Origin of the sequence: Gallibacterium genomosp. 3, assembly GCF_001678475.1 — a bacterium.
Classification (GTDB): domain Bacteria; phylum Pseudomonadota; class Gammaproteobacteria; order Enterobacterales; family Pasteurellaceae; genus Gallibacterium; species Gallibacterium faecale.
This window is the reverse complement of the sequence record NZ_JTJR01000035.1, coordinates 98,360-125,069: the sequence shown is the minus strand read 5'-3', so window position 1 is coordinate 125,069 and position 26,710 is coordinate 98,360. Positions and strand designations below refer to the sequence as shown.

Below are 26,710 nucleotides of genomic sequence, written 5' to 3'. Positions count from 1 at the left end.
ATTATGATTAATGAGGATTTACGTTCTTATAAAAAAATAGGAAATGAATTAAAAAAACAATTATTTGAAGGAACATACAAAATTGGTGACAAATTACCAACAGAAAGAGAGTTAGCTGATTTTTTTAACGTTAGCCGTACAGTAATTAGAGAAGCTTTGATCATGTTGGAAATAGAAGGGTTTGTCGAAGTAAGAAAAGGATCTGGGGTATATCTAATTGATTTACCTCGAGTAGCTGAAAATGATGAATCAATTAACCAAATAGATGTAGGTCCATTTGAATTATTACAGGCAAGGCAGTTGTTAGAAAGTAGTATTGCTGAGTTTGCTGCAATTCAAGCAACAAGAGCGGATATTATTAAATTAAAGGATATTCTTCTTAGAGAAAGAAAAACTTTGGAACATGGTGATGAAGACTATGTGGCAGATGAAGATTTCCATCGGACAATTGCGGAAATTACACAAAATGAAGTGATTATTCAGATGCAAAAAGCTTTATGGGATTTAAGAATGAATAGCAAGATGTGGCAGGGATTACATATGCATATTCCTAATCAAAACTATCGCTATTTATGGATTAAAGATCATGAAAATATTGTATCTGCTATGCAGAAGAAAGATCCCGTATTGGCTAGGAAAGCAATGTGGCAACATTTAGAAAATGTAAAACAAAAATTATTTGAGCTTTCTGATGTAGATGATCCTAATTTTGATGGTTATTTATTTAATGTTAGTCCTGTTATTGTGGGAATAGAAACAGAATAGACATAAAAATTTTTAATGTAAGGAGTAGAAAATGGAACAAACTTGGCGTTGGTATGGCCCTAATGACCCTGTGTCATTATCAGATATTAGACAAGCAGGAGCAACAGGTATTGTGACTGCATTACATCATATTCCAAATGGTCAAATTTGGAGTATTGATGAAATTGAAAAACGTAAAGCATTAATTGAGCAGGCTGGATTAACATGGTCTGTGGTGGAAAGTGTACCTGTACATGAAGAAATTAAGACACAGACAGGAAATTATCAGCAATGGATTGATAATTATAAACAGACACTACGTAATTTAGCTAAATGTGGAATTGATACAGTTTGTTATAATTTTATGCCAGTATTGGATTGGACGCGTACTGATTTGGCATACCAATTACCAGATGGTTCTAAAGCACTCCGTTTTGATCAAATTGCATTTGCAGCATTTGAATTACACATTCTGAAACGTCCAGGTGCGGAGCAAAGTTATAGTGAGCAAGAACGTCAAGCGGCTAAATCTTACTATGAAAAAATGTCAGCAGAACAAATTGAGCAATTAACAAAAAATATTATTGCTGGATTGCCTGGTGCAGAAGAAGGTTATACTTTGGAAGAGTTTCAGGCTCAATTAGATCGTTATAAAGAGATTTCTCCAGAAAAATTCCGTACTCATCTAGCGTATTTTCTACATGAAGTTGTTCCAGTAGCACAAGATGTTGGTATTAAACTCGCAATTCACCCAGATGATCCACCTCGTCCAATTTTAGGGCTTCCTCGTATTGTTTCGACAATTGAAGATATGCAATGGTTTGTTGAAACAGAGCCTTTGTCAGCGAATGGGTTTACAATGTGTACAGGTTCTTATGGTGTTCGCTCAGATAATGATTTGGTGCAAATGACAGAAAAATTTGCTGATCGAATCTATTTTGCTCATTTGCGTTCAACATGCCGAGAAGATAATCCGTTAAGCTTTCATGAAGCAGCACATTTGGAAGGCGATGTAGATATGTTTAATGTTGTAAAAGCGCTATTGACCGAAGAATATCGCCGATTAAATCAAGGTGATACACGTTTAATTCCAATGCGTCCTGATCATGGTCACCAAATGTTAGATGATCTCAAGAAGAAAACAAACCCTGGGTATTCTGCGATAGGGCGTTTACGTGGATTAGCTGAATTTAGGGGATTAGAGTTAGGATTAAAAAAAGTTTATTTTGAAAAATAATCAAACAAAAAAAGCTAGCCTCTACGCTAGCTTTTTTATTGATACAGAGCAATTAACCTTTTAATTCGTTAGATAAGCAAGGTTGTAATTTAGTGAGAATTTGTTTGGTAATACGAGGCGCACCAGCAACGATATTACCAGAAGTTAAATAGTTATGACCACCAACGAAGTCGGTTACTAGACCGCCGGCTTCACGGACAATTAAATCACCAGCAGCGCAATCCCAAGGTTTAACACCAAGTTCAAAATAACCATCAACACGACCAGCAGCTACATAGCAAAGATCAAGAGCCGCAGAACCTGTACGACGGAAGTCAGCACACTCTTCAATCAATGTTGTAATCATATTGAGATGTACTGGAACATGGCGTTTAACTTTAAATGGGAAACCTGTTGCTAATACCGCACCGGTTAATTCATTACGGCCTTCTAAGCGTAAACGGTATTCATTCAATTTTGCGCCTTCACCACGCACTGCAGTAAAGAGTTCATTACGGATAGGATCATAAACTACACCTACTTCGGTGCGACCTTTTACACGAACAGCAATAGAAATAGAGAAATGGGGTAAACCTTTGACAAAGTTAGTCGTACCATCTAGTGGATCAATGATCCATTGTACATCACTTTGTTTACCTTCTAAGGCACCACTTTCTTCACCAATAATTGTATGATCAGGATAAGATTTGCGAATAATCTCGATGATTGCCGCTTCAGAAGCTTTATCGATATTGGTCACATAATCATTTGTTGATTTTTCACTTGTTTGGATTTCATCTCGGCGTTCAAAGCCTTTGGCAACGATGTTGCCTGCTTTTCGTACTGCACGAATAGCGATATTTAACATTGGATTCATTATTTTCTCCACCAGATTTTAAAGAACAGTTTTAGCTATGAATTAAAACGGTGTGCATTATAGGGAAAGTTAATTCAAATTGCGAGTAATTTCATCACAACTGGAAACGTGTTAAAATTTGCCATCATTTTTTGCTATTACAGAAGAGTATGTCGTTAGACCAAATCAAAATTGTTCTTGTAGAAACATCACACCCTGGGAATATTGGATCCGCTGCTAGAGCGATGAAAACTATGGGCTTATCACAGTTATATTTAGTTTCTCCTAAAGTATTACCCAATGAAGAATCAATCGCATTATCCGCAGGATCAGCAGATGTTGTGGAAAATGCACATATTGTTTCCTCCTTTGATGAAGCCGTCGCTGATTGTTCATTGATTATTGGGACCAGTGCAAGAGCAAGACATTTGAGCACAACCGCGATTACTCCTCGTCATTGTGGCGAAAAAACGATAGCACATCTTCATGCAGGAAAAGTAGCAATAGTCTTTGGTCGTGAACGAATTGGCCTGACTAATGAAGAACTTTTAAAATGTCATTACCATTTAAATATTCCAGCCAATCCGGAATATTCATCTCTTAATTTAGCGATGGCAGTACAGCTAGTCAGTTATGAAATTCGAATGGCTTATCTACAAGCGCAATTACCGGAAGGTGTAGAACCTGCGAAAGTTACCGCGGCAGAAGGCGTTGTCGCTGAAGAGTTAGAGTATTTTTTCCAAAAAACTGAGAAAGTCTATCAGGAACTTGGTTTTATTCAGAATAGTGCAGTGATGAAAAAATTACGCCGCCTCTATTTACGCACGGCTATTCAGCGTAATGAATTAAATATCTTGCAAGGTATGCTCACCGCAGTAGAACGTTTAATCACAAAAGATAGAAATTAACGATAATTAAAAAAAGTATTATAGAAAGAATAATACTTGACTGTTTTAGTAGGTTATGTGAGAATTTTCCCCGTTTGAAACAAGGTTAGGGAATTTACGATGAAACTTACTTCAAAAGGGCGTTATGCAGTAACTGCTATTTTAGATATTGCACTAAATGCAGAAGATGGCCCGGTTACTTTATCGGATATTTCTGAACGTCAAAAAATATCACTTTCTTATTTAGAACAACTCTTTGCCAAATTACGTCGCCATGGTCTTGTGAAAAGTACACGTGGCCCTGGTGGTGGTTACCAATTAGGTTATCGCTGCGAAGAGATTTCTATCGGTATGATTATTTCTGCTGTGAATGAAAATGTTCAAGCGACTAAATGCCGTAGTAAAGGTAACTGCCAAGATGGGGTGCAATGTTTAACCCATTCTTTATGGCAAAAGTTAAGTGATCGTATCGAAGAATTTCTCAATGAAATTACTGTCGCTGAATTGGTTAGCTCTCAACAAGAAAAAATGCAAAAGCGTTATCGTGCAGAAATCAGCGTACAGCAACGTCTAGAACATACAGAAAGTTAAGAAACAACTTCTTAATGAATTATTGGAGTGAATAATGAAACTACCTATTTATTTAGACTATGCCGCAACTTGTCCAGTTGACGAACGTGTTGCTAAAAAAATGATGGAATATTTAACCGTAGATGGCACATTCGGTAACCCAGCATCACGCTCGCATAAATTTGGCTGGCAAGCAGAAGAAGCGGTAGATGTTGCACGTAATCATATCGCTGATTTAATTGGTGCAGATTCACGTGAAATTGTATTTACTTCTGGCGCAACAGAGTCAGATAATTTAGCGATTAAAGGTGCAGCACATTTCTATCAAACCAAAGGTAAACATATTATTACCTGCAAAACAGAACATAAAGCAGTATTAGATACGTGTCGCCAATTAGAACGTGAAGGTTTTGAAGTAACTTATCTTTCACCAAAATCAGACGGTTTAATTGATCTTGAAGAATTAAAAGCTGCAATGCGTGACGATACGATTTTAGTTTCTATTATGCACGTGAATAATGAAATCGGTGTGATCCAAGATATTGCTGCAATTGGTGAATTATGTCGTGAACGTAAGATTATTTTCCACGTAGATGCAACCCAATCTGTGGGAAAATTACCAATTGATTTATCGACTTTAAAAGTGGATTTAATGTCAATGTCAGGTCACAAACTCTACGGACCAAAAGGAATCGGTGCATTATATGTTCGCCGTAAACCACGTGTACGTTTAGAAGCAATTATCCATGGTGGTGGTCATGAAAGAGGAATGCGTTCAGGTACATTGCCAGTACATCAGATTGTGGGAATGGGTGAAGCCTATCGTATCTGCAAAGAAGAAATGGCTACTGAAATGCCTCGTTTAACCGCATTGCGTGATCGTTTATATAACGGATTAAAAGATATTGAAGAAGTCTATGTAAATGGTTCAATGGAACACCGTGTTGGCACAAATTTAAATATGAGTTTCAACTATGTAGAAGGTGAATCATTAATGATGTCATTACGTGATATTGCGGTTTCATCAGGTTCAGCCTGTACTTCTGCAAGTTTAGAGCCTTCCTATGTGTTACGTGCATTAGGTTTAAATGATGAATTAGCACATAGCTCAATTCGTTTTACGATTGGACGTTATACCACAGAAGAAGAGATCGATTATACGATTGAATTAGTGAAGAAAGCGGTAGCGAAATTGCGTGAACTTTCTCCATTATGGGATATGTATAAAGAGGGTGTTGATTTTAGCACCGTTGAATGGTCAGCACATTAATTAGGAGTGAATTATGGCTTACAGTGAAAAAGTTATTGATCATTATGAAAACCCACGTAATGTCGGATCATTCGATAAAAAAGATCCGACTGTTGGGAGTGGCATGGTTGGTGCACCAGCTTGTGGTGACGTAATGCAGCTACAAATTAAGGTAAATGATAGCGGTATTATTGAAGATGCGAAGTTTAAAACTTATGGTTGTGGTTCAGCGATTGCGTCTAGCTCATTAATTACAGAATGGGTAAAAGGTAAATCATTAGATGAAGCACAAGCGATTAAAAATAGTGATATTGCTGCAGAATTAGAGTTACCGCCAGTAAAAGTTCACTGCTCAATTCTTGCAGAAGACGCAATCAAAGCAGCAATCGCCGACTATAAAGCGAAAAACGTTAAATAATCTTTTAGGTGTTATCTATGGATAACACCTTTCCCATTTTAGGAGTAAAACATGGCAATTTCATTAACCGAAAGTGCGGCACAACGAGTCAGAGATTTTCTTGCCAATCGTGGAAAAGGAATTGGTTTACGTTTAGGGATCAAAACATCAGGCTGTTCAGGACTAGCATATGTTCTAGAATTTGTTGATGTATTAAATGAAGATGATCAAGTCTTTGAAGATAACGGGGTAAAAATTATTGTTGATAATAAGAGCCTTGTTTATTTAGATGGTACTCAGTTAGATTTTGTCAAAGAAGGTCTAAATGAAGGGTTTAAATTTACCAACCCGAATGTAAAAGATCAATGTGGTTGTGGAGAAAGTTTCCACGTTTAATCCCTTATCATTATTTATACTATTATGTTTAATCCATTTGAATTGTTTACGTTGCCAGTAAGTTTCCAACTCGATCTGACACAATTATCACAACAGTATTTGCAATTACAAAAGCAACTTCACCCAGATAATTTTTCTACCGCAACAGAACAAGAACAACGTTTAGCCTTGCAGAAATCAACGCAAGTTAATGATGCTTATCAGATATTAAAAGATCCGATCTTACGTGCGGAAGCGATTTTAAGTTTAGCATTACAAAAGCCAGTAGAAAGCGAAAATACAACGCATGATCTTGAATTTTTAATGCAACAAATGGAATTACGTGAACAATTAGAACAAGCGGAACAGCAGCAAGACGAAGTTTTGCTTGAAACATTATTGGCACAAGCAAAAGAGAGCTATCAAGAAAATTTAGCCAGTTTAACTGATAAAATTGAACAACAAGACTGGGTTGGCACTAAACAAATGATAGATCGTTTGAAGTTTATTCAAAAATTACAACAAGAAATAGAACGTTTAGAAGAAAAGTTATTTGATTTTTAATTGTGGGAAAATAAGGTAATGGCATTATTACAAATTGCAGAACCAGGGCAAAGTGCAGCACCTCACCAAGCTAGATTAGCCGTAGGTATTGATCTCGGTACAACCAATTCTTTGGTCGCCACCGTTCGTAGCGGTAAGGCAGATATTTTACTCGATGAACAAGAAAGAGCTTTGATTCCTTCTGTTGTTTATTATGGTGATGATCAATTAGTGGTGGGTAATGAAGCTAAAGCCTATGCAGAACAAGACCCGCATAATACGATTATTTCTGTAAAACGTTTAATGGGACGTAGTTTAGCGGATGTGCAAACGCGTTATCCGAATTTACCTTATACTTTCCAAGCGAGTGAAAATGGGTTGCCATTATTAGTAACCAAACAAGGTACCCGAAGCCCAGTTGAAGTGTCGGCGGATATTTTACGCCGTTTAAATCGTTTAGCTGAACAGCGTTTAGGCGGTGAATTGGTTGGTTGCGTTATTACCGTACCCGCTTATTTTGATGATGCACAGCGTCAAGGCACAAAAGACGCAGCACGCCTAGCTGGTTTAAATGTATTACGTTTATTGAATGAACCGACTGCTGCTGCGATTGCTTATGGTTTAGATAGTGGACAAGAAGGTGTCATTGCAGTTTACGATTTAGGTGGCGGTACATTCGACATTTCTATTTTACGCCTCAGTAAAGGGGTGTTTGAAGTGTTAGCAACAGGTGGTGATACTGCATTGGGCGGTGATGATTTTGACCACTTATTAGCCGATTATTTAGCTACTCAAGCGCAATTCACTGCAAAAACTGACCAAGAAAAACGTCAATTATTAGATCTTGCTACCCAAGTTAAGATTCAGCTTTCTGCGGCAGAGTCAGTAACAATAACCGTCAATCAACAAGCAGTCACTGTTGAACGTGCAGTATTTAATCAATTAATCCAACCATTAGTGAAACGTACCCTACTAGCTTGCCGTCGTGCGTTGAAAGATGCTGGGGTGACTGTTGAAGAAGTGATTGAAACTGTGATGGTGGGTGGTTCTACTCGTGTGCCATTTGTGCGTGAACAAGTTGCAGAATTTTTTGGTAAACAGCCATTAACTTCAATTGATCCTGATAAAGTTGTGGCGTTAGGCGCTGCAATTCAAGCGGATATTTTAGCGGGCAATAAACCAGATAGTGAGATGTTATTATTGGATGTCATTCCATTATCATTAGGGATTGAAACCATGGGCGGATTAGTTGAAAAAATTATTCCTCGTAACACCACTATCCCTGTGGCAAGAGCACAAGAGTTCACTACATTTAAAGATGGTCAAACCGCAATGTCAGTACATATCGTGCAAGGTGAACGTGAGTTAGTGCAAGATTGCCGATCATTAGCACGTTTTAGCCTCAAAGGCATTCCACCTATGGTAGCAGGAGCTGCACATGTACGCGTAACTTATCAAGTCGATGCAGACGGATTATTAAGTGTGACTGCAATGGAAAAATCAACTGGTGTACATTCATCAATCCAAGTTAAACCATCTTATGGCTTAACCGATGAAGAGATCACTCAAATGATCAAATCTTCACACGAAAATGCTAAAGCGGATTTGCAGGCACGTGAACTCGCTGAACAACGTGTTGAAGCCGCTCGCGTACTAGAAAATGTCTATAGTGCTTTAGCCGAAGATGCTGCATTACTCAATGAACAAGAACTTGCTGGAATAAAGGTTGCCTTACAAACCTTAGAATCACTAATTAAAGAAGATGACAGCCAACGTATTGCACAAGGTATTAAACAGTTAGATCAAGCAACACGTGAATTCGCAGCGAGAAGAATGGATAGTTCAATTAAACAAGCCTTAGCAGGTCAATCTGTTGATCAATTTACTGAATAATAAGAAGGAAAATAACAAATGCCAAAAATTGTATTTCTGCCAAATCAAGAACATTGTCCAGAAGGTATGGTAGTTGATGCCAATACAGGTGAAACGATTTTAGATGCGGCATTGCGTTCTGGGATTGAAATTGAACACGCTTGTGAAAAGTCTTGTGCTTGTACAACTTGTCATGTGATTGTGCGAGAAGGGTTTGATTCGCTTAATGATAGCTCTGATTTAGAAGATGATATGTTAGATAAAGCGTGGGGGCTTGAAGTAGATAGCCGCTTAAGTTGCCAAGCAGTAGTAGGCGATGAAGATTTAGTGGTTGAAATTCCACGTTACACCATTAACCATGCGAAAGAGGAGCACTAAGATGAAATGGCAAGATGCACAACAAATTGGTGAAGCATTGTATGAGCGTTTTCCAGATCTGGATCCTCGTACTGTTCGGTTTACTGATATGCACCGTTGGATTTGTGAATTAGATGAATTTGACGATGACCCAGAAAAATCAAATGAACGTATTTTAGAAGCGATTTTTCTCTGTTGGTTAGATGAGTTTGAATAAAGTTTATAATATAAAAATTCTAATTTTGATCTCAAAAAATTGATTTCAATTTAAAGGTTAAGTTTTTATTATATAAATGATAAAAAACTATACCTCCTTAACTGAATGTAAATTAACCACAATTTTAACGAGAAGTGTGTTTTTACTTCTCGGATAATATCAATTTTTTATATGTTCTGCTTCTAATTCCAAAAATTTTAACTGCAAAGATTCTTCTTTGTTTTGGGTATGAGTAGAATTTTTGCATAGTATGGTTTTTCATTGTGAGTGTGTTCTTTCGGTTTAGAGAATAATCTTTCTATACTAGATTGTGAAAAAGATGTTTAGTTATTTTCTAATAATATTAGAGATGAGAATGACAGAATATAAGTAGGTTTATTCTGTTATCATTTTTCTGTGGCTAAAAGTTTGTATGATTCGATAATTAGTTTAGCAAAATCGTTTTACTTAGTATGAAGTACAGCTAAATATACGTAAAAAGATTGAAACAGCAGCTTCAAAGACAGTATTTGATTCCAAAGATAAAGAGGAATATGATTTCGGTAGAATGTTATGTATCAAATCTTTCAGTAAATATAAAGAAAGTAATTATTAATATACTTTGATTTAACTCTTAGTATTGAGATAGGTTTATGAAGATTATTAGTAAATTTAAAGATTTATATGACTTTAAAGTGGCAAAATATGGTATAGATGAAAAGCTTATCTATAATAGAAGAACAAAAAAGTATTCTAATGAACCTAATAGCTATAAAATTTCTTATAGAAAAAACGCAATAAATCACTCTATACTTTTAGTTGGTAATCAAACAGTTCATCTGTTTCATAGAGAAAATAAAGTATATTCTCACTTTGATTTACTTAATATAAATAGTTTGCAATTATCTCCATCTAAGCAATTAGGTAATCTAATTTATCAACTGTCTTTAACTTTCCAAGATGGTACCAATTTAGATGTTATATCTAGGTTTTTTGGGGTAGGTACGGAATCGTATCTTTATGAAATGCTGACTATGGATAGAAAAGAATTTGCTAATGCCTTTGTTAATAAAATGTTTTACAGACGTAGGGAGTTAATGTTCCCTGAGGTAAAAGAGTGGGAAGTATTTTATAATCATCCTATAGTCTTAATAGAGTATATAAATCATGTGTATGATTTTGATAATAGAAAGAGTATTGAGGTTTTTAAACTAACATATAGCCCAAACTTGCAATCTATTGGTATTTATATTGATCCTGATTTTATATGGCAATCATTAGTAGATTTTTTATCCAAACAAAGAAGTGATAAAGAAGTTGTGCCAGAAATATCAGATGATCTTAAAATTCAGATAAAAGGATTTGATAAAGAGGTATCTTTTCGTCCAAAGATGAGAAAGAAAATACTTTAGAGAATCAGACATCTAAACTCTTTATGAGATATATTCCAATATTATGTTTTAATTATGTAAAGAAGTTGGCTCGTTATTTTTTAGTTACTGATTTAACGAGCCATATTTAAAGATTAGCTCACCATAAAACAGGCGATTTTTGTTCCATCAGGATAGGTTTTTAATTCAGGTTGTTGCTCACGACATTTATCAGTTGCAAATTGACAACGAGCATTAAATGCACAACCTTTCGGTGGATTTAACGGACTTGGTAATTCACCGGTTAATTTAATCCGTTCACGTCTCAACTCAGGCGATAATCTTGGGGTCGCTGATAATAATGCTTTCGTATAAGGATGACGAGGATTACTAAAAATTTGTTCTGTCGTGCCTTGTTCTACACAACGTCCAAGATACATCACCATCACTTCATCAGAAATATGCTCAACCACAGACAGATCATGAGAAATAAAGATATAAGAAAGTCCTAACGTTTCTTGTAATTCCATCATCAAATTTAGCACTTGTGCTCGTACAGACACATCTAATGCAGAAACAGGTTCATCTGCAACCACGATATCTGGGTTCAGCATTAAGCCACGAGCGATTGCAATCCGTTGTCGTTGTCCACCAGAGAACATATGTGGATAGCGATCATAAAACTCTGAGCGTAAGCCAACTTTTTCCATAATGGCTAATACGGCTGCTTTACGTTCTTCTTTGCTTAAATTGGTGTTAATTTTTAATGGTTCTTCTAAAATTGTGCCAATTTTTTTACGCGGATTGAGTGACGCATATGGATTTTGGAAAACAATTTGAATTTTCTGACGGCGTAATTTAACGGTTTCATTATCTTTTTCTAAGAAATTCTTTCCTTGATAATAAAGCTCACCTTCAGTTGGCGATTCAATCATTGTTAGTAAACGTCCTAATGTGGATTTACCACATCCTGATTCACCTACCACCGCTAACGTTTTGCCTCGTTCCAATTTAAAAGAAACGCCATCCAGAGCTTTCACATATTGAACAGGGGCAAACATTCCTTTTTTAACAGGATAATATTTCTTTAAGTCAATCGCCTCGAGTAAAGGAGTATCTGTAGGCGATTGTTGTGTAATAATAGCTTCAGACATGTTGTGGATTTCCTTCTGTATTTAATGGCGTATGACATTTCACTTGGCGGTTACCAATTTGCTGTAATACAGGTTCAGTTTGGCGGCATTCATCGGTTGCATACGGACATCTTGGATTCAATAAACATCCTTGTGGACGATCATATTTACCCGGAACCACACCTGGTAAGGATTCCAAGCGAGATTTTCCAGTAGCGAATTCTGGTAATGAACGTAACAAGGCTTGGGTATAAGGGTGTTTTGGTTCACGGAAAATATCTTCCGCTAACCCTTCTTCCACAACCTGTCCTGCATACATCACGATAATGCGATGAGCAGACTCAGCAACTAATGCGAGATCGTGCGTAATTAAAATTAACGCCATATTCTCTTTTTGTTGTAATTCTAGTAACAGGTCGATAATTTGCGCCTGAATGGTAACGTCTAACGCGGTAGTTGGTTCATCAGCAATCAAGAGTTTAGGTTTACACGCAATCGCCATGGCAATCATCACGCGTTGGCTCATTCCACCAGAAAGTTGGTGTGGATAGACATCAAGACGTGATTCTGGCGCTGGAATGCCTACCATTCGGAGTAACTCAATAGTACGTTCACGGCGCGCTTTTTTGCTTCCGCCTTGGTGTACTTTTAATGCCTCCATAATTTGGTAACCAACGGTGTAGCAAGGGTTTAAGCTGGTCATTGGATCTTGGAAAATCATCGCAACATCCGCACCAACTAATTTTTGCTTTTGTTTTTGATCAAGAGCTAATAGATCTTGTCCATCAAATTGTAAATCATCCGCAGAAACTCGACCCGGAAAATCAATTAGCCCCATAATTGCTAGTGAACTTACAGATTTACCTGAGCCAGATTCGCCTACAATGCCTAACACTTCACCCTGTTCTACTTGATAACTAACACGATCTACTACTTTAAAAGGTTTGTCTTTCTCACCAAAATGCACAGAAAGATTATTTACAGTTAATAATGCCATCAATAACTCCTTATTGTTTTAATTTTGGATCAAGGGCATCTCGCAAACCATCACCCATTAGGTTAAAGGCGAGAACAGTAAATAAAATTGCCAATCCAGGGAAAGTCACTACCCACCAAGCACGTTGTACAAATTGTAATGCTTCAGCGAGCATAGCCCCCCACTCTGGTGTTGGCGGTTGTGCACCAATACCTAAGAAGCCGAGTGCTGCCATATCAAGGATCGCATTAGAGAATCCCATTGAGGTTTGCACAATTAAAGGTGCAAGGCAGTTTGGTAAGATAGTGATAAACATTAAACGAAGAATTCCCGCGCCAGCGACTCTGGACGAAGTCACATAATCACGATTAATTTCGTTTAAAACAGAGGCACGTGTTAAGCGTACATAGCTTGGTAATGAAACAAAGGCAATCGCAAATGAGGCATTGAGTAGAGATGGGCCAAGAATTGCTACGATTGCAATTGCTAATAGGAGGCTAGGTAATGCCAACATAATATCAATAATACGCATAATGATAACGTCAACGATACCACCAAAATAGCCTGCAATTAAACCGAGAGTAATCCCAAAAATAAATGAAAGTGAAACCACTAATAAACCAATGAATAAAGAAAGGCGAGCACCATAAATTAAACGAGAAAGAATATCTCGACCTACATCATCAGTTCCTAAAATATGGTTCCAAGTACCGCCATCGATCCATGCGGGTGGTAATAAAAAGGCATCTCGCACTTGAGCAATTGGATCGTGAGGTGCAATAACATCAGCAAATACACTGATCAAAAAGATAATCACAATATAGACTAAACCAACAACAGCACCTTTATTACGGCTAAAGTTAAACCAAAATTCTTGTAATGGCGTGCGTGGTACTGGCGCGGAAATAGCGGGATTCGACATTTTTTAATCCTTATTATTTATGGTATCTGATACGAGGATTGACCACACCATATAAGAGATCAACCAATAAATTCACAATAATAATAATCGTTGCAATAATGAGAACGGCACTTTGTACAACAGGATAATCTCGCGCTCGAATCGCTTCGATTACCCATTTACCAATTCCCGGCCATGAGAAAATAGTTTCGGTTAAAATGGCGCCCGATAAAAGTTGGCCTACAATTAAGCCAATTACCGTGACCACAGGAATCAACGCGTTACGTAATGCGTGAATGACGATCACCCGCATAGACGATACCCCTTTAGCACGTGCAGTACGAATATAGTCTTCCCCTAATACTTCTAACATAGAAGAACGTGTCATACGTGAAATCACGGCAAGAGGAATCGTGCCTAACACAATGGAAGGAAGAATTAAGTGCATTACGGCTGATTTAAATGCACCAGGTTCGCTAGAAAGCCAGCTATCAATCAACATAAAACCAGTGACAGAATCAATCCAATATTCGGCATCAATACGCCCTGAAACTGGTGTTAAGTTCCATTGTACAGAGACTAATAACATTAATAGCAAACCCCACCAGAAAATTGGCATTGAATAACCGGTCAGCGAGATTGCCATCACTGAGTGGTCAAAAATAGACCCTCGTTTTATTGCTGCGAGAATCCCAATTGGAATACCAATAATAATGGCAAATAGAATCGCAAAAGTAGCTAATTCAATAGTTGCTGGGAATAAAGATAAGAATTCATCTAATACAGGAACATTATTCTTAAAAGATGTGCCGAAATCTCCATGGGCAATTCCTTTTAAATAATCGAAATATTGGTCTGGCAAAGGTTTATCTAAACCTAATTGATGCATCATTTGTTGATGTACTTCAGGGCTTAACCCACGTTCGCCCATACGTATTTCGATTGGATCGCCAGGAATAAGATGAATTAAGGCAAAAGTTAAAAGGGTAATACCAATAAAAGTCGGAATAACCATGGCTACCCGTTTAAAAATAAATCGAAACATAAATTTGTTTGCTCACTAAATTATTAAAAGATTCTTGCCATAGAAGCTATGGCAAGAATATTTATTATAGTTATCAGAAAAGTGCATAATAATAGCGATTTAGACTATTCTAAGTCAACGCCATAGAATGGGTGTAATCCGAATGGGTTAATCACATAGTTTTTAACCTCTTTACGCACTGGCTCATACATAGTTGAGTGAGCGATAGTGATCCAAGGCGCTTGTTCTTTGAAAATAACTTGGGCTTGTTTATAAAGCTCAACACGTTTTTCGTGATCGTTAGATTGAACAGCTTCACGGATCAATTTATCGAATGGCGCATAACAGAATTTCGCATAGTTAGATCCTTGTTCTTTAGATGCACAACTTAATAACGTACCAAAGAAGTTATCTGGGTCACCGTTATCACCAGTCCAGCCCATCATACCGGTTGGATCTTCACCTTTACGCATACGTTGTAAGTATTCACCCCATTCGTAGCTAACAATTTTTGCATCAACGCCAACTTTTTTCCAATCTGCTTGGATCATTTCAGCCATACGGCGTGCATTTGGGTTATATGGACGAGATACTGGCATTGCCCAAAGTTCTGTGCTGAAACCTTTTTCAAAACCAGCTTCTTTTAATAATTGTTTTGCTTTTTCTGGGTTGTATTCGTAATCTTTAATATCATCGTTATACGACCACATTGTTGGTGGAATAGGGTTTTTCGCTACTTGACCACTACCTTGATAAACAGCATCAATAATCGCTTTTTTGTTTACTGCGTAGCTTAAGGCTTGACGCACTTTCACATTATCAAATGGTGCTTTAGTAACATTAAAGTTTAAATAACCAATATTTAAACCTGCTTTTTCATGTACGGTTAAGTTAGGATCTTTTTTCATTTCTGCAATATCCGCTGGGTTTGGATATGGCATCACTTGACATTCACCTTTCTTCAATTTTGCATAACGTACAGAAGCATCTGGTGTAATCGCAAATACTAAACGATCAATTTTTGCTTTACCTTCCCAATAGTTTTCAAACGCTTTATAACGGATTAAAGAGTCTTTTTGATAAGAAACTAATTCAAATGGACCAGTACCAATTGGGTTAGTATCGATGGTTTCTGGTTTACCAGTCGCTAACATTTTATCTGCATATTCTTTAGAGAAGATAGATGCAAAGTCCATTGCTAAGTTTGCTAAGAATGGTGAGTTAGGTGCTTTTAAGGTAAAACGTACAGTGTAGTCATCAACTTTTCCAATTTTATCAATGATATTTCCCATATCCATCCCGACGAAATATTCATAAGAACCGCCAGAAACTTTGTGATATGGATTATTTGGATCTAATTGACGATTAAATGAGAATAAAACGTCATCAGCATTAAGTTCACGAGTTGGTTTAAAGAACTTATTTGATTGGAATTTCACGCCTTTGCGTAAGTGGAAAGTATAAACTTTACCATCTTCAGAAACATCCCAGCTTTCTGCTAATGAAGGTACAACATCTGTTTTACCACGTTCAAATGCAGTTAAGCGGTTATAAATTGCTTGACCACTTGCATCAATAGAAGAACCGTCGGTAACGAGTTGTGGGTTGAAAGAGGAAGGAGAGGCTTCAGAACAGTAAACTAAGGTTTTTGGAGCAGCAAATGCGGAAGTAGATAATGCTAATGCTAAAGCAGTTAATGAGAGTGTAGTGAGTTTTTTCATATTTTCTCCAGTTTTGTGTGTTTGGCAGTAATTTTTTTATAAAAGTTGTATAAAACCCATTTATTTACGTATTAATAGATAGGTTTGTCAAGAGGAAAAGTGTGTTTTTTGAGGTATTAAATGTAACTTTTTTTAGGTTAAAAGATGTATTTATGTTAATAATGTTAAATATTTTTTGAATGTAGTCACAATTTTAACAATTTCGTATTTATTATTTTGAGTAATCTTTTACACTTAGCTTGTTTCTTTCCTATAACCATTCATGGGTAATATCTAAAATGCAATATCAATACGCAAATGACTTAGGTCAAAAATCTGAATTACGCCGTTTAATTAGCCAAAATTATACTTGTTCTGAAAAAGAAGCAGTAACAAAATTAGTTGGAACACTTCATTTTTCTCCTGAGCAAGAAGCCTCTATTAGTCAGGTAGCACAGCAATTAATTACCAAGATACGAGCAAAAAAACAGAAACATTATGGTGTAGATGCGTTAATGCATGAATTTTCGTTAGGATGTGAAGAAGGTATTGCATTGATGTGTTTAGCCGAAGCGTTATTACGTATTCCTGACTCAGAAACCCGTTATGCTTTAATCAATGATAAATTAAAATTAGGTGACTGGCGTGCACATGTGAAGCGTTCTGGTTCATTATTCACTAATGCAGCAAGTTATGGTTTGTTATTAGGAAGTAAGATTAGTGCAGCATTAAGTGAAGAAATTCTTTCATCAGCATTAATGAAAAGTTTTGCGAAGCTATCAGCACCAATGATGAAGCTAGCGATTGAAAAAGCGATGGGGATTCTTGGCGATCAGTTCGTAACAGGTGAAACTATGGACGATGCGCTAAAGAATATTGTTGATCGTGAAAAAATGGGTTATTGCTTCTCTTTTGATATGCTTGGTGAAGCTGCGATGACAATGCAGGATGCTGATAAATATTTACAAGATTATGTTGAAGCTATTCATGCAGTCGGTCGCCAATCAGCTGGACGCTCTTTGTATGATTCAAATGGTGTATCGGTAAAATTGTCAGCAATTCACCCACGTTATTCCCGTTCTCAGCAACAGCGTGTCATGGATGAATTGTATCCTCGTTTAAAACAACTATTTGTTTTGGCAAAACAATACAATATTGGTCTAAACATTGATGCAGAAGAAGCTTCACGTTTAGAGATCTCGTTAGATCTTTTAGAAAAATTATTACAAGATCCTGATTTAGCTGGTTTTGATGGGATTGGGTTTGTAGTACAAGCCTATTCAAAGCGTTGTCCTTACGTATTAGATTACATTATTGAGATGAACCGCCGTTATCAACGTAAAATGATGGTGCGTTTAGTTAAAGGGGCTTACTGGGATAGCGAAATTAAATGGGCTCAAACCGAAGGGGTAGAAGGATTCCCACTTTATACTAGAAAAGTACATACCGATATTTCCTATTTAAGTTGTGCACAAAAATTATTAGCTGCACAAGATGTGATTTATCCACAATTTGCCACCCATAATGTACAAACCCTTGCAACCATTGCTGAATTAGGAAAAGACAAAGAGTTTGAGTTTCAATGTTTACATGGTATGGGGGAGACCCTTTATGACAATGTGGTTGGTGCACACCAATTTAATCGCCGTGTTCGTGTATATGCACCAGTAGGTACTCATCAAACCTTATTAGCCTATTTAGTGCGCCGTTTATTAGAAAATGGTGCAAATTCTTCTTTTGTGCATCAACTTGTCGATCCTAATATTTCAATTGAAGAATTAATTGAAGCACCTTGGAAGAAATTTGCTCGTTTTCAAGGTGAACCTAATAAAGCGATTAAGTTACCTGCTAATTTATTTGCTAATCGCCGTAATTCAGCAGGATTTAACTTAAATGATGAAATGGCGTTACTTCGTTTAGAGGAAGCATTGAATCAAGCACAATATTCAGATATTACTTCGTTATGTGCTGAAACAGTAATGACCGATAAACAATATGCCACCGTTAATCCAGCTCAACTCGATCAAGCGTTAGCTAATGTCACCTTTATGTCAGCAGAGTCTGTTGCAACGGTGTTTCAAGCTGCTAAAAATAGTAGTTGGCAACAAAAATCAGTGGCTGAGCGAGCTTCTATTCTTGAGCAAGCGGCGGATCTCTATGAAGAAAACTTTGGTTTATTAATTAAATTAGCGATTGAAGAAGCTGGAAAAACATTACCAAATGCAATTGGCGAGCTGAGAGAAGCTGTTGATTTTTTACGTTATTATGCGGAACAAATTCGTTTACTAGAAGAAAAAGGGGTATTAGCTGAACCATTAGGTTCTGTCCTTTGTATTTCACCGTGGAATTTCCCATTAGCGATCTTTACGGGGCAAGTCGTAGCGGCATTAGCAGCGGGTAATAGTGTGGTAGCGAAACCAGCAGAACAAACATCATTAATTGCATATTATGCAGTGAAACTTTTACATCAAGCGGGTGTTCCACAAGATGCGTTGCAATTAACGTTAGGTGCAGGTGAATTGGGTGCAGCGTTAGTCGCACAGCCATTTAATGCAGTGATGTTCACCGGTTCAACAGAAGTTGCCCATTTGATTAATAAACAATTAATCTCTCGTGAAGCTCAGCCAGTGTTGATTGCTGAAACAGGTGGAATGAATGTCATGGTGGTTGATTCATCTGCTTTATTAGAGCAGGTGATTACAGATGTACTCAGTTCTGCTTTTGATTCCGCCGGACAACGTTGTTCTGCATTGCGTATTTTATTAGTACAAGAAGACATTGCAGATCGCTTGTATGAAATGCTAACCCAAGCGATGCAAGAATTAGTATTAGGGAATCCAGCCTATTTAAATACAGATATTGGGCCAGTAATTGATGCAGAAGCCAAACAAAAATTACTTGATTATCAAGAAACTGTCCGTAAAATCTCTCGACGTTACTTAGAATTAACAACACCAACAAGTGGACATTTTGTCGCGCCATCTATTTATGAAGTCGGTTCACTCGATCAAATTACCCATGAAGTATTTGGGCCAATTCTCCATTTTGTTCGTTATAAAGTACAGTCATTACCAAGATTATTATCTGAAGTGAATGCAAAAGGATACGCATTGACAGGAGGATGTCATAGCCGAATCCAACGTACAGTAAGATTTGTCGAAGAAAACTTACAATGCGGTAACTTCTATATTAATCGTAATATTGTTGGCGCAGTTGTTGGCGTACAACCATTCGGTGGTCATGGCCTATCAGGAACAGGACCAAAAGCGGGTGGTGAGCTTTATGTTCAACGTTTAACAAAAACTACGCAATATTATTCTTCTTTGGTAGAAAGACCAAAAGTATTACCAAGTATTACGGGGGAGTTAAATAGTATCGACTATAAACCAACGAGTATTTTATTACTTGGTGATGATATTGCGCGATTACTCGCGGCATATCGAAATTTACAACAAGCAGGGTTTAAAGTTGTTGTGGAAAAGGATAGTCCATTATTAGCACAGGATTTACCTGATTTAGAAAGTCGTATTCAGGGGCAACATTATCAGAAAGCAGTATTTGTTTCTCCAGTGAGTCTAGAAAAACGACAAGCTTTGGCGGAACATAATCCAGCAATTTTATGCTTATATGATTGGACAACAACACAGGATTTAACCTTGTTGTATCATGAATTTTCACGTAGTGAAAATATTGCAGCCGCAGGTGGTAACGCAACACTGATGGCGATTGAAGAACAATAATTTAACGCAGGAAGAACATATGCAAAACTATCAAATTTACACGGCTTTTGCCTTATATCTTGTTGTCATTTTAGGCATCGGTGTTTATGCCTACTACTCCACGAAAAATTTTAATGACTACATTTTAGGTGGTCGTAAAATGGGAAGCTTTGTAACTGCAATGTCTGCTGGTGCGTCTGATATGTCGGGTTGGTTGTTGCTTGGGCTGCCGGGAGCAATTTTTGTTACTGGTTTGTCTGAAGCTTGGATTGCCGTAGGGTTAACAGTTGGTGCTTATTTTAATTATCGAATTGTGGCAGGACGTTTGCGTGTTTTCACAGAACAGTATGGTAATGCCTTAACTCTTCCTGAGTTTTTTGCAGTACGTTTCCCACATCGTGCTAAATCATTGAAAATTATTTCATCTTCTGTGATTTTATTCTTCTTTACGATTTATTGTGCTTCTGGTGTAGTGGCAGGTGCGAAATTATTCCAAAGTTTGCTTGGTATTGATTATGGCACCGCATTACTTTTCGGCGCTATTGCAACGATTACATACACATTTATTGGTGGTTATTTAGCAATTTCATGGAGTGATACAATTCAAGCTTCGTTAATGATTTTTGCTTTATTACTTGCACCAGTGATTGTGTTATTAAATATTAGCTGGGATGAAATTTCAGCTGCCTTAGCGATTAAATCAGAACAAACTGGTATTCCTTATTCAAACTGGCTTTATAACGTATCAGGCATTGGCGTGATTTCAGCACTTTCTTGGGGATTAGGTTATTTCGGTCAGCCACATATTTTGGCACGTTTTATGGCGGCAAGCTCAGTAAAAGCTTTAGAAAAAGCGCGCGTAATTGGGATTACCTGGATGATCTTATGTTTAGGTGGCGCTTGTGCAGTAGGCTATTTTGGCTTAGCTTATTTTGAAGTAAATAAAGTGATGCTTGATTCTGTTGAATCAGTCTTTATTGAAATCTCAAAAGCGATCTTCAACCCTTGGATCGTAGGTATTGTATTATCAGCGATTTTGGCCGCGATTATGAGTACATTATCTGCTCAGTTTTTAATGTGTTCAGCAGCGATTACAGAAGATTTTTATCACGGCTTCTTACGTAAAAACGCATCAAGTAAAGAGCTGGTTTGGGTTGGGCGTATTATGGTGTTAATCATTGCTGTAGTTGCGATGTTAATTGCACAAGATCCAAACTCTAAAGTTATGGGCTTAGTTTCTTATGCTTGGGCTGGCTTTGGTGCTTCATTTGGACCATTAGTTATCTTATCTTTATTTAACCGTAACATTACATCAAATGCGGCATTATGGGGAATGTTGGCAGGTGCAGTTACTGTGGTGGCGTGGAAACCATTAATGCATACATTAAATTGGAATGATATTGCTAACTTATATGAAATTATTCCTGGTTTCTTAGCTTGTTCAATTGTAACTGTAACTTCATCAATTTTCTCACCAGTAGCGAAAGATGTTGCAGAGAAATTTGATGTGGCGGTAGAAACTTTTAATGCACAAAGAAATGGATAACTTATTAAGTTAACCATTCTGATGAGGGCTGAGTTTTCAGCCCTTATTTGTGTAAGAAAGAGGGGATTTTTTAATTGATTTGCCTAAAGAAGAAACAAACTTAAATCCTTATTTTAAAAAGACTTGACGAAATCAAGGAAAGTGAATATATTGCAACTCCTCCATTCTATTGATGAATTCTTTCAGTGGTGAGATGTCCGAGAGGCTGAAGGAGCACGCCTGGAAAGTGTGTATGTGCGAAAGTGCATCGAGGGTTCGAATCCCTCTCTCACCGCCAGAAAATAGCATTTTAATTACTCGCTTTGATAATCTTTCGCTTTATATCCAAAAAGTCATAATCAGAAATCTATTAGATCTTAACTCGATGAGAAATTGCTTAGATGTGATTACTTCTTTTTTAGCATTGGATTTTGTTATGGAAGACTATAACATCGTAGCATTGATTGAAAATATAAACCTTGTGGAATAAGCTCCGAAACTCTTCAAACTAGGCTGGTTATAATTCAAGACTATAAAAAAAATTTTAATGGTGCTATATTTAGTGCTAAATGATAACCGTGAGGTATAAACAATGGCTATTCATCAAATATTAACAAGTAATGTAGCAAGCATTACAGACTTGAAAAAAAATCCGATGGGTGTAATTACACAAGGCACGATAGAAGATGGCGCAATCGCAATCTTAAACAGAAATGAACCTGTTTTTTATTGTGTTAGCCCAGAATTATTTGCCTATATTCAAGAGGTACTAGAAGACGCTGAACTAGGTGAACAAGCGAAACAACGCCTTGCAACGCTTGAGCCAGTAGAGGTTACACTTGATGACCTATAAACTTATTTTTGATAAAAGAGCGTTGAAAGAATGGCAAAAATTAGGTGATACTGTTCGAGAACAATTTAAAATAAAACTTGCTGAACGGTTAGAGAATCCATTAATTCCTAGTGATAAATTACATGGGTTTCAAACACTTTATAAAATAAAATTACGTTCTTCAGGTTATCGTCTCGTTTATGACGTAAACGACAATGAAATAACGGTGATTGTGCTTTCAGTTGGAAAAAGAGAAAGATTAGAAGTATATAAAAAGGCATTATCACGCAAAGTTTGATCTGCCTTCCCCCCCCCCTTCCCTCCTCTGACAAATTGAGTTGTTATTTTAAGGACTGAATTCTGTATTGAACAGGACTCAGTCTGTTTAGTTTTAATTGTATTCTTTCCTCATTGTAATAACGAACGTTTACTGTGATAACGGAATCAAGTTCTTTACTGTGATCTGTGCATTTCTGTGTATTGGATAATAAGTCCAACTTAGGAGAAGATTATTCATTATATAAAATGGTATAGAAAAACCCATAACTTTGTGGGAAATTATGGGTTTTGATTTAAGTGGACGATTATGGAATTGTTAAGGTTTAGATATCATCTTCAGCGTCTTCTTTTGCCCATTCTAAAGCACGTTTAACCGCTTTTTTCCAACCTTTATAACGACGTTGTTGTTTTGCTTCATCTTGATCTGGAATAAAGGTTCTTTCCACAGAGGCTTTATCACGTAACTCTTCAAGATTTTGCCAGAAACCTGTTGCTAGACCAGCAAGATAAGCTGCGCCTAGTGCAGTAACTTCTTTTACTGTCGGGCGCCCAACGTGAGTGTTAAGAATATCTGCTTGGAATTGCATTAGGAAATTATTGGCTGTTGCGCCACCATCAACACGTAAGGTTTGTAATTTTTCGCCTGAATCTGACTGCATTGCTTCCAAAACATCGCGAGTTTGATATGCAATAGATTCTAATGTTGCCCGTACAATGTGATTACGGTTAGCTCCGCGAGAAAGACCAACAATGACACCACGCGCATAAGGATCCCAATATGGTGCACCTAAACCAGTGAAGGCAGGAACAACATAAACGCCATTACAATCATGAACTTTTTGAGCAAAGTATTCAGTATCAGAGCTATCATGAACAATTTTGAGTTCATCACGTAACCATTGAATAGATGCACCTGCGACAAATACAGAACCTTCTAGAGCATACGCTGGTTCACCTTTGGCATTACAACAGATGGTGGTTAATAAACCATTTTTTGAGGTAATAGCTTTATCACCAGTATTCATTAACATAAAGCAACCTGTGCCATAAGTGTTTTTTGCTTGTCCCGGATTAACACAAAGATGTCCATAGAGTGCTGCTTGTTGGTCGCCAGCAATCCCTGCGATTGGAATACGAATTCCTCCTTTACCACCAATATTGGTTTGTCCGTAAATTTCAGATGAATTTTTTACTTCTGGGAGCATTGAGCGAGGAATACCAAGAATTTCCAGCATCTTTTCATCCCATTGTTTAGTATGAATGTTGAACATCATTGTGCGAGAAGCATTGGTGTAATCTGTAACATGAACACGACCTTGAGTTAATTTCCAAATTAACCATGTATCCACAGTACCAAAAAGTAAATCACCTTTTTCTGCTTGTTCTCTTGCACCTTCGACGTTATCTAGAATCCATTTGACTTTTGTACCAGAGAAATATGGGTCAACCACTAAACCAGTTGTATTACGAATATATTCTGCATAACCTTCAGCTTTTAATTTGTCACAAAATTCGGCAGTACGGCGGCATTGCCATACGATAGCATTGTAAACTGGTTTACCCGTATTTTTATCCCAGACAATCGTTGTTTCGCGTTGGTTAGTGATACCGATAGCAGCAATTTGATCGGAACTAATACCAGTTTTAGCGACAACTTCGTTTAATGTTGAGCTTTGTGTTGCCCAAATTTCCATAGGATCATGTTCAACCCAGCCTGCTTTTGGATAGATTTGTGTAAATTCACGTTGAGCAATCCCAACAATATTAGCATTATGATCGAGTAAGACTGCACGAGAACTGGTTGTACCTTGATCTAAAGCGATGATGTATTTTTTATCTGTCATAATAATTACCTTTTAAACGAAGTATTTAGTTATTAATTTTACAACTATTACATGGGAGATTCGCACCGATAAATTGACGGTAGCCCCAAGCGCCGATTAAACCACCAATAATTGGAGCAATGATTGGAATTAATGCGTAAGGAATAGCAGTACCTCCAGTCATCGCAATTTCACCCCAACCAAAAAGTGTTGCGAAGAGTTTTGGACCAAAGTCACGTGCTGGATTCATTGCAAAACCAGTTAATGGTCCCATAGCACCGCCGAGTACAGCAATTAAAATACCAATGAGCAATGGTGCAAGTGGACCGCGAGGAACGCCGTTACCATCATCAGTAAGAGCTAAAATCAAAGCAACAAGAGTCGCGGTTAAAGTCATTTCGACTAATGCGGCAGTAGCGATATCAATATGAGGATTTGGGTAAGTTGAGAAGATCCCTGCTGTAAAGAGGCTATCTACGGAGCCACGCATAATATGTTGTGTTGCTTCATAATCAATAATGACACCACGATAGAGTAGATAAACAATTGCTGCTCCAAAGAATCCACCAAGCATTTGTGCACCAATAAAAGGCAACACTTTCTTACCATCAAAACAAGCAAACTTCCATAATGCAATAGTCACTGCAGGGTTGAGATGAGCTCCTGATACGCCAGCAGTCAAATAAACTGCCAGCGCTACACCCATTCCCCAAACAATACTAATTTCCCACAGACCAAATTGTGCGCCTGCAACACGAGCGGCGGCTACACAACCGCAACCAAAAAAGATCAATAATGCAGTACCAAGAAACTCAGCAATACATTGACCTTTAAGTGAATGATCAAGTGCCATAAAGACTCCTTAATATGTCGAGATAAGTAGAGAGTAAGTAAATTTAATGTTCAATATCGAATATTTTTTGGGTATTTAAGGACAAAAATGTACTTTTATAAAGTTTGTTTTTTCGAAAATGAGAGGTTTGTCAAAAAAATTGTTGTTTTTTTCTAAATAAATGAGCGGTATTTCACAAAAAATGGAGGGGTAAAATTTAAATGTTCGTTAAAAATAGAAAACTCTCTCGATTTTGCTCAAAAATGCGTAAGATCGAGAGAGTAATATGATTAACCACCAGAAAGTTTTACTTTAAATCCTTTATTTTCAAGTAGTTGTTTTATAAGGTCACGATTTTCACCTTGGATCTCGATAGTCCCATTTTTGACAGAACCTCCACAACCACACCGTTTCTTTAATTCAGACGCGAGTTGGTTTAAAGCAGTTGTATCAAGATCGATACCCGAAATCACACAAACACCTTTTCCTTTACGACCAGAAGTCTGGCGCTGTATGCGGACAATACCATCACCTTTAGGACGTTGTTCAGATACCTTTTCTGGTTTGATTCGACCTGTTTCCGTTGAATAAACGAGTTGACTATCAGACATGAATTATCCCTGAATAGACGCATTGATTTGTTTCAATACAGCGATAGGATCTGCTGCTTGAGTGATTGGGCGACCAATAACTAAATAATCTGAACCTGCATCAATCGCTTCTCTTGGCGTCATTACACGACGTTGATCACCTAATTGACTACCTTCTGGACGGATGCCCGGCGTAATCAATTTAAAATCATCTCCACAACGTTGACGTAGAATTTCAACCTCTTGTGGTGAACACACAACACCATCTAAACCAGCGCGTTGACTTAAACGTGCTAGACGAATAACGTGTTCTTCAGGAGAAGTATTTACACCAATTTGTAATAAATCTGCTTCTTCCATACTGGTTAAAACAGTAATTGCGATTAAAATTGGGGCATCTTTACCATAAGGCTCGAGAATTTTTTTTGCGGCTTCCATCATTCTTAGACCACCACTTGCGTGCATATCAACCATCCATACCCCTAAATCAGCAGCAGAACGCACAGCTCTTGCAACAGTGTTAGGAATATCATGGAATTTGAGATCTAGGAAAACATCAAAATGACGTTTTTGTAACTCTTTGACGAATTCTGTGCCCAAAGTTGTAAACATCTCTTTACCGACTTTTAGACGACATAAACTTGGATCAAGTTGATCTACAAGCTGCATCGCTTCTTTTCTCGTTTCATAATCTAAAGCAACAATAACTTTATTTTCCATGATTTTCCTCGTTATGTTTAAGGT

28 protein-coding genes and 1 tRNA gene are annotated in these 26,710 nt (G+C 37.3%); 18 read left to right on the top strand and 11 right to left on the bottom strand.

From position 1 onward, the window contains the following. Positions 1-3 precede the first annotated feature (3 nt). Positions 4-765: an FCD domain-containing protein gene (locus QV06_RS08955; protein WP_065237842.1), complete on the top strand. Its 762-nt coding sequence runs from the start codon at positions 4-6 to the stop codon at positions 763-765. Between the two features lie 31 nt (positions 766-796). After that, on the top strand, positions 797-1,981 hold the full coding sequence (gene uxuA / locus QV06_RS08950) for a mannonate dehydratase (protein ID WP_065237841.1): 1,185 nt from the start codon (positions 797-799) through the stop codon (positions 1,979-1,981). Positions 1,982-2,033: 52 nt separating this feature from the next. Here uxuA and suhB read toward each other — a convergent pair whose 3' ends face one another. Continuing rightward, positions 2,034-2,837: an inositol-1-monophosphatase gene (gene suhB, locus QV06_RS08945; protein WP_065237840.1), complete on the bottom strand. Its 804-nt coding sequence runs from the start codon at positions 2,835-2,837 to the stop codon at positions 2,034-2,036. Between the two features lie 149 nt (positions 2,838-2,986). Between suhB and trmJ the strand changes: the two genes are divergently transcribed. The 10 genes from trmJ to QV06_RS08895 all read left to right on the top strand — a co-directional run bounded on the left by trmJ (position 2,987) and on the right by QV06_RS08895 (position 10,674). Further along, positions 2,987-3,724: a tRNA (cytosine(32)/uridine(32)-2'-O)-methyltransferase TrmJ gene (gene trmJ / locus QV06_RS08940; RefSeq protein ID WP_065237839.1), complete on the top strand. Its 738-nt coding sequence runs from the start codon at positions 2,987-2,989 to the stop codon at positions 3,722-3,724. 99 nt (positions 3,725-3,823) lie between these two features. Next, a complete protein-coding gene (gene iscR, locus QV06_RS08935; RefSeq protein ID WP_065234005.1) occupies positions 3,824-4,294 on the top strand; it encodes a Fe-S cluster assembly transcriptional regulator IscR in 471 nt (156 codons plus the stop codon). Between the two features lie 34 nt (positions 4,295-4,328). Then, positions 4,329-5,543 (top strand): IscS subfamily cysteine desulfurase, encoded by a 1,215-nt coding sequence (locus tag QV06_RS08930; RefSeq protein WP_065237838.1) that lies wholly within the window; start codon positions 4,329-4,331, stop codon positions 5,541-5,543. Positions 5,544-5,556: 13 nt separating this feature from the next. After that, positions 5,557-5,940, top strand: coding sequence for a Fe-S cluster assembly scaffold IscU (gene iscU, locus QV06_RS08925; RefSeq protein ID WP_065234007.1), 384 nt, complete (start codon positions 5,557-5,559; stop codon positions 5,938-5,940). A gap of 51 nt (positions 5,941-5,991) precedes the next feature. Further along, positions 5,992-6,315: an iron-sulfur cluster assembly protein IscA gene (gene iscA, locus QV06_RS08920; protein ID WP_065234008.1), complete on the top strand. Its 324-nt coding sequence runs from the start codon at positions 5,992-5,994 to the stop codon at positions 6,313-6,315. A 24-nt stretch (positions 6,316-6,339) separates the two neighbouring features. Beyond that, the gene (gene hscB / locus QV06_RS08915; RefSeq protein ID WP_065237837.1) at positions 6,340-6,858 is read left to right on the top strand and encodes a Fe-S protein assembly co-chaperone HscB; all 519 of its coding nucleotides are present in this window, start codon (positions 6,340-6,342) and stop codon (positions 6,856-6,858) included. A gap of 18 nt (positions 6,859-6,876) precedes the next feature. Further along, entirely contained in the window at positions 6,877-8,730 is a 1,854-nt protein-coding gene (gene hscA, locus QV06_RS08910) for a Fe-S protein assembly chaperone HscA (protein WP_065237836.1), read from the top strand. 18 nt (positions 8,731-8,748) lie between these two features. Beyond that, positions 8,749-9,087: an ISC system 2Fe-2S type ferredoxin gene (gene fdx, locus QV06_RS08905; RefSeq protein WP_065237835.1), complete on the top strand. Its 339-nt coding sequence runs from the start codon at positions 8,749-8,751 to the stop codon at positions 9,085-9,087. Between the two features lies 1 nt (position 9,088). Further along, entirely contained in the window at positions 9,089-9,283 is a 195-nt protein-coding gene (gene iscX / locus QV06_RS08900) for a Fe-S cluster assembly protein IscX (RefSeq protein ID WP_065237834.1), read from the top strand. Between the two features lie 632 nt (positions 9,284-9,915). Next, positions 9,916-10,674, top strand: a complete 759-nt coding sequence (locus QV06_RS08895) for a hypothetical protein (protein ID WP_065237833.1) — start codon at positions 9,916-9,918, stop codon at positions 10,672-10,674. 113 nt (positions 10,675-10,787) lie between these two features. On the opposite strand, the gene QV06_RS08890 is transcribed toward QV06_RS08895, so the two are convergent. The 5 genes from QV06_RS08890 to QV06_RS08870 all read right to left on the bottom strand — a co-directional run bounded on the left by QV06_RS08890 (position 10,788) and on the right by QV06_RS08870 (position 16,387). Further along, positions 10,788-11,786, bottom strand: a complete 999-nt coding sequence (locus QV06_RS08890; RefSeq protein WP_065237832.1) for a peptide ABC transporter ATP-binding protein — start codon at positions 11,784-11,786, stop codon at positions 10,788-10,790. Next, positions 11,779-12,762, bottom strand: a complete 984-nt coding sequence (gene dppD / locus QV06_RS08885; RefSeq protein ID WP_065237831.1) for a dipeptide ABC transporter ATP-binding protein — start codon at positions 12,760-12,762, stop codon at positions 11,779-11,781. The genes QV06_RS08890 and dppD overlap by 8 nt, the downstream gene beginning before the upstream one ends. 10 nt (positions 12,763-12,772) lie before the next feature. Then, a complete protein-coding gene (dppC, locus tag QV06_RS08880; RefSeq protein WP_065237830.1) occupies positions 12,773-13,663 on the bottom strand; it encodes a dipeptide ABC transporter permease DppC in 891 nt (296 codons plus the stop codon). Positions 13,664-13,676: 13 nt separating this feature from the next. Then, positions 13,677-14,687, bottom strand: coding sequence for an ABC transporter permease subunit (locus QV06_RS08875; RefSeq protein WP_065237829.1), 1,011 nt, complete (start codon positions 14,685-14,687; stop codon positions 13,677-13,679). 104 nt (positions 14,688-14,791) lie between these two features. Further along, positions 14,792-16,387: an ABC transporter substrate-binding protein gene (locus tag QV06_RS08870; RefSeq protein WP_065237828.1), complete on the bottom strand. Its 1,596-nt coding sequence runs from the start codon at positions 16,385-16,387 to the stop codon at positions 14,792-14,794. A 278-nt stretch (positions 16,388-16,665) separates the two neighbouring features. On the opposite strand from QV06_RS08870, the gene putA reads away from it, so the two are divergent. The 6 genes from putA to QV06_RS08845 all read left to right on the top strand — a co-directional run bounded on the left by putA (position 16,666) and on the right by QV06_RS08845 (position 22,740). Then, positions 16,666-20,106: a bifunctional proline dehydrogenase/L-glutamate gamma-semialdehyde dehydrogenase PutA gene (gene putA / locus QV06_RS08865; RefSeq protein WP_065237827.1), complete on the top strand. Its 3,441-nt coding sequence runs from the start codon at positions 16,666-16,668 to the stop codon at positions 20,104-20,106. A 19-nt stretch (positions 20,107-20,125) separates the two neighbouring features. Next, positions 20,126-21,631 carry a sodium/proline symporter PutP gene (gene putP, locus QV06_RS08860; RefSeq protein ID WP_065237826.1) on the top strand — a complete coding sequence of 502 codons (1,506 nt, stop codon included), beginning with the start codon at positions 20,126-20,128 and terminating at the stop codon, positions 21,629-21,631. 187 nt (positions 21,632-21,818) lie between these two features. Next, a tRNA-Ser gene (locus QV06_RS08855) sits at positions 21,819-21,908 on the top strand. Continuing rightward, positions 21,864-22,100, top strand: a complete 237-nt coding sequence (locus tag QV06_RS12215) for a P2 family phage major capsid protein (protein ID WP_082985080.1) — start codon at positions 21,864-21,866, stop codon at positions 22,098-22,100. The genes QV06_RS08855 and QV06_RS12215 overlap by 45 nt, the downstream gene beginning before the upstream one ends. Before the next feature lie 102 nt (positions 22,101-22,202). Beyond that, complete coding sequence (locus QV06_RS08850; RefSeq protein WP_065235078.1) at positions 22,203-22,463, top strand: type II toxin-antitoxin system Phd/YefM family antitoxin; 261 nt, start codon at positions 22,203-22,205, stop codon at positions 22,461-22,463. Continuing rightward, complete coding sequence (locus QV06_RS08845) at positions 22,453-22,740, top strand: type II toxin-antitoxin system RelE family toxin (protein WP_065237825.1); 288 nt, start codon at positions 22,453-22,455, stop codon at positions 22,738-22,740. The genes QV06_RS08850 and QV06_RS08845 overlap by 11 nt, the downstream gene beginning before the upstream one ends. Positions 22,741-22,783: 43 nt before the next feature. On the opposite strand, the gene QV06_RS11555 is transcribed toward QV06_RS08845, so the two are convergent. From QV06_RS11555 to pyrF, 5 genes are all read right to left on the bottom strand, one after another. Beyond that, entirely contained in the window at positions 22,784-22,939 is a 156-nt protein-coding gene (locus QV06_RS11555; protein ID WP_082985079.1) for an IS3 family transposase, read from the bottom strand. Positions 22,940-23,044: 105 nt separating this feature from the next. Then, positions 23,045-24,565, bottom strand: a complete 1,521-nt coding sequence (gene glpK / locus QV06_RS08840) for a glycerol kinase GlpK (protein WP_065237824.1) — start codon at positions 24,563-24,565, stop codon at positions 23,045-23,047. Positions 24,566-24,590: 25 nt separating this feature from the next. After that, positions 24,591-25,397, bottom strand: a complete 807-nt coding sequence (locus QV06_RS08835; protein ID WP_065237823.1) for an MIP/aquaporin family protein — start codon at positions 25,395-25,397, stop codon at positions 24,591-24,593. A 269-nt stretch (positions 25,398-25,666) separates the two neighbouring features. After that, positions 25,667-25,987, bottom strand: a complete 321-nt coding sequence (yciH, locus tag QV06_RS08830; protein WP_065237822.1) for a stress response translation initiation inhibitor YciH — start codon at positions 25,985-25,987, stop codon at positions 25,667-25,669. A gap of 3 nt (positions 25,988-25,990) precedes the next feature. Continuing rightward, positions 25,991-26,686 carry an orotidine-5'-phosphate decarboxylase gene (gene pyrF / locus QV06_RS08825; protein WP_065234493.1) on the bottom strand — a complete coding sequence of 232 codons (696 nt, stop codon included), beginning with the start codon at positions 26,684-26,686 and terminating at the stop codon, positions 25,991-25,993. Positions 26,687-26,710: the final 24 nt, after the last annotated feature.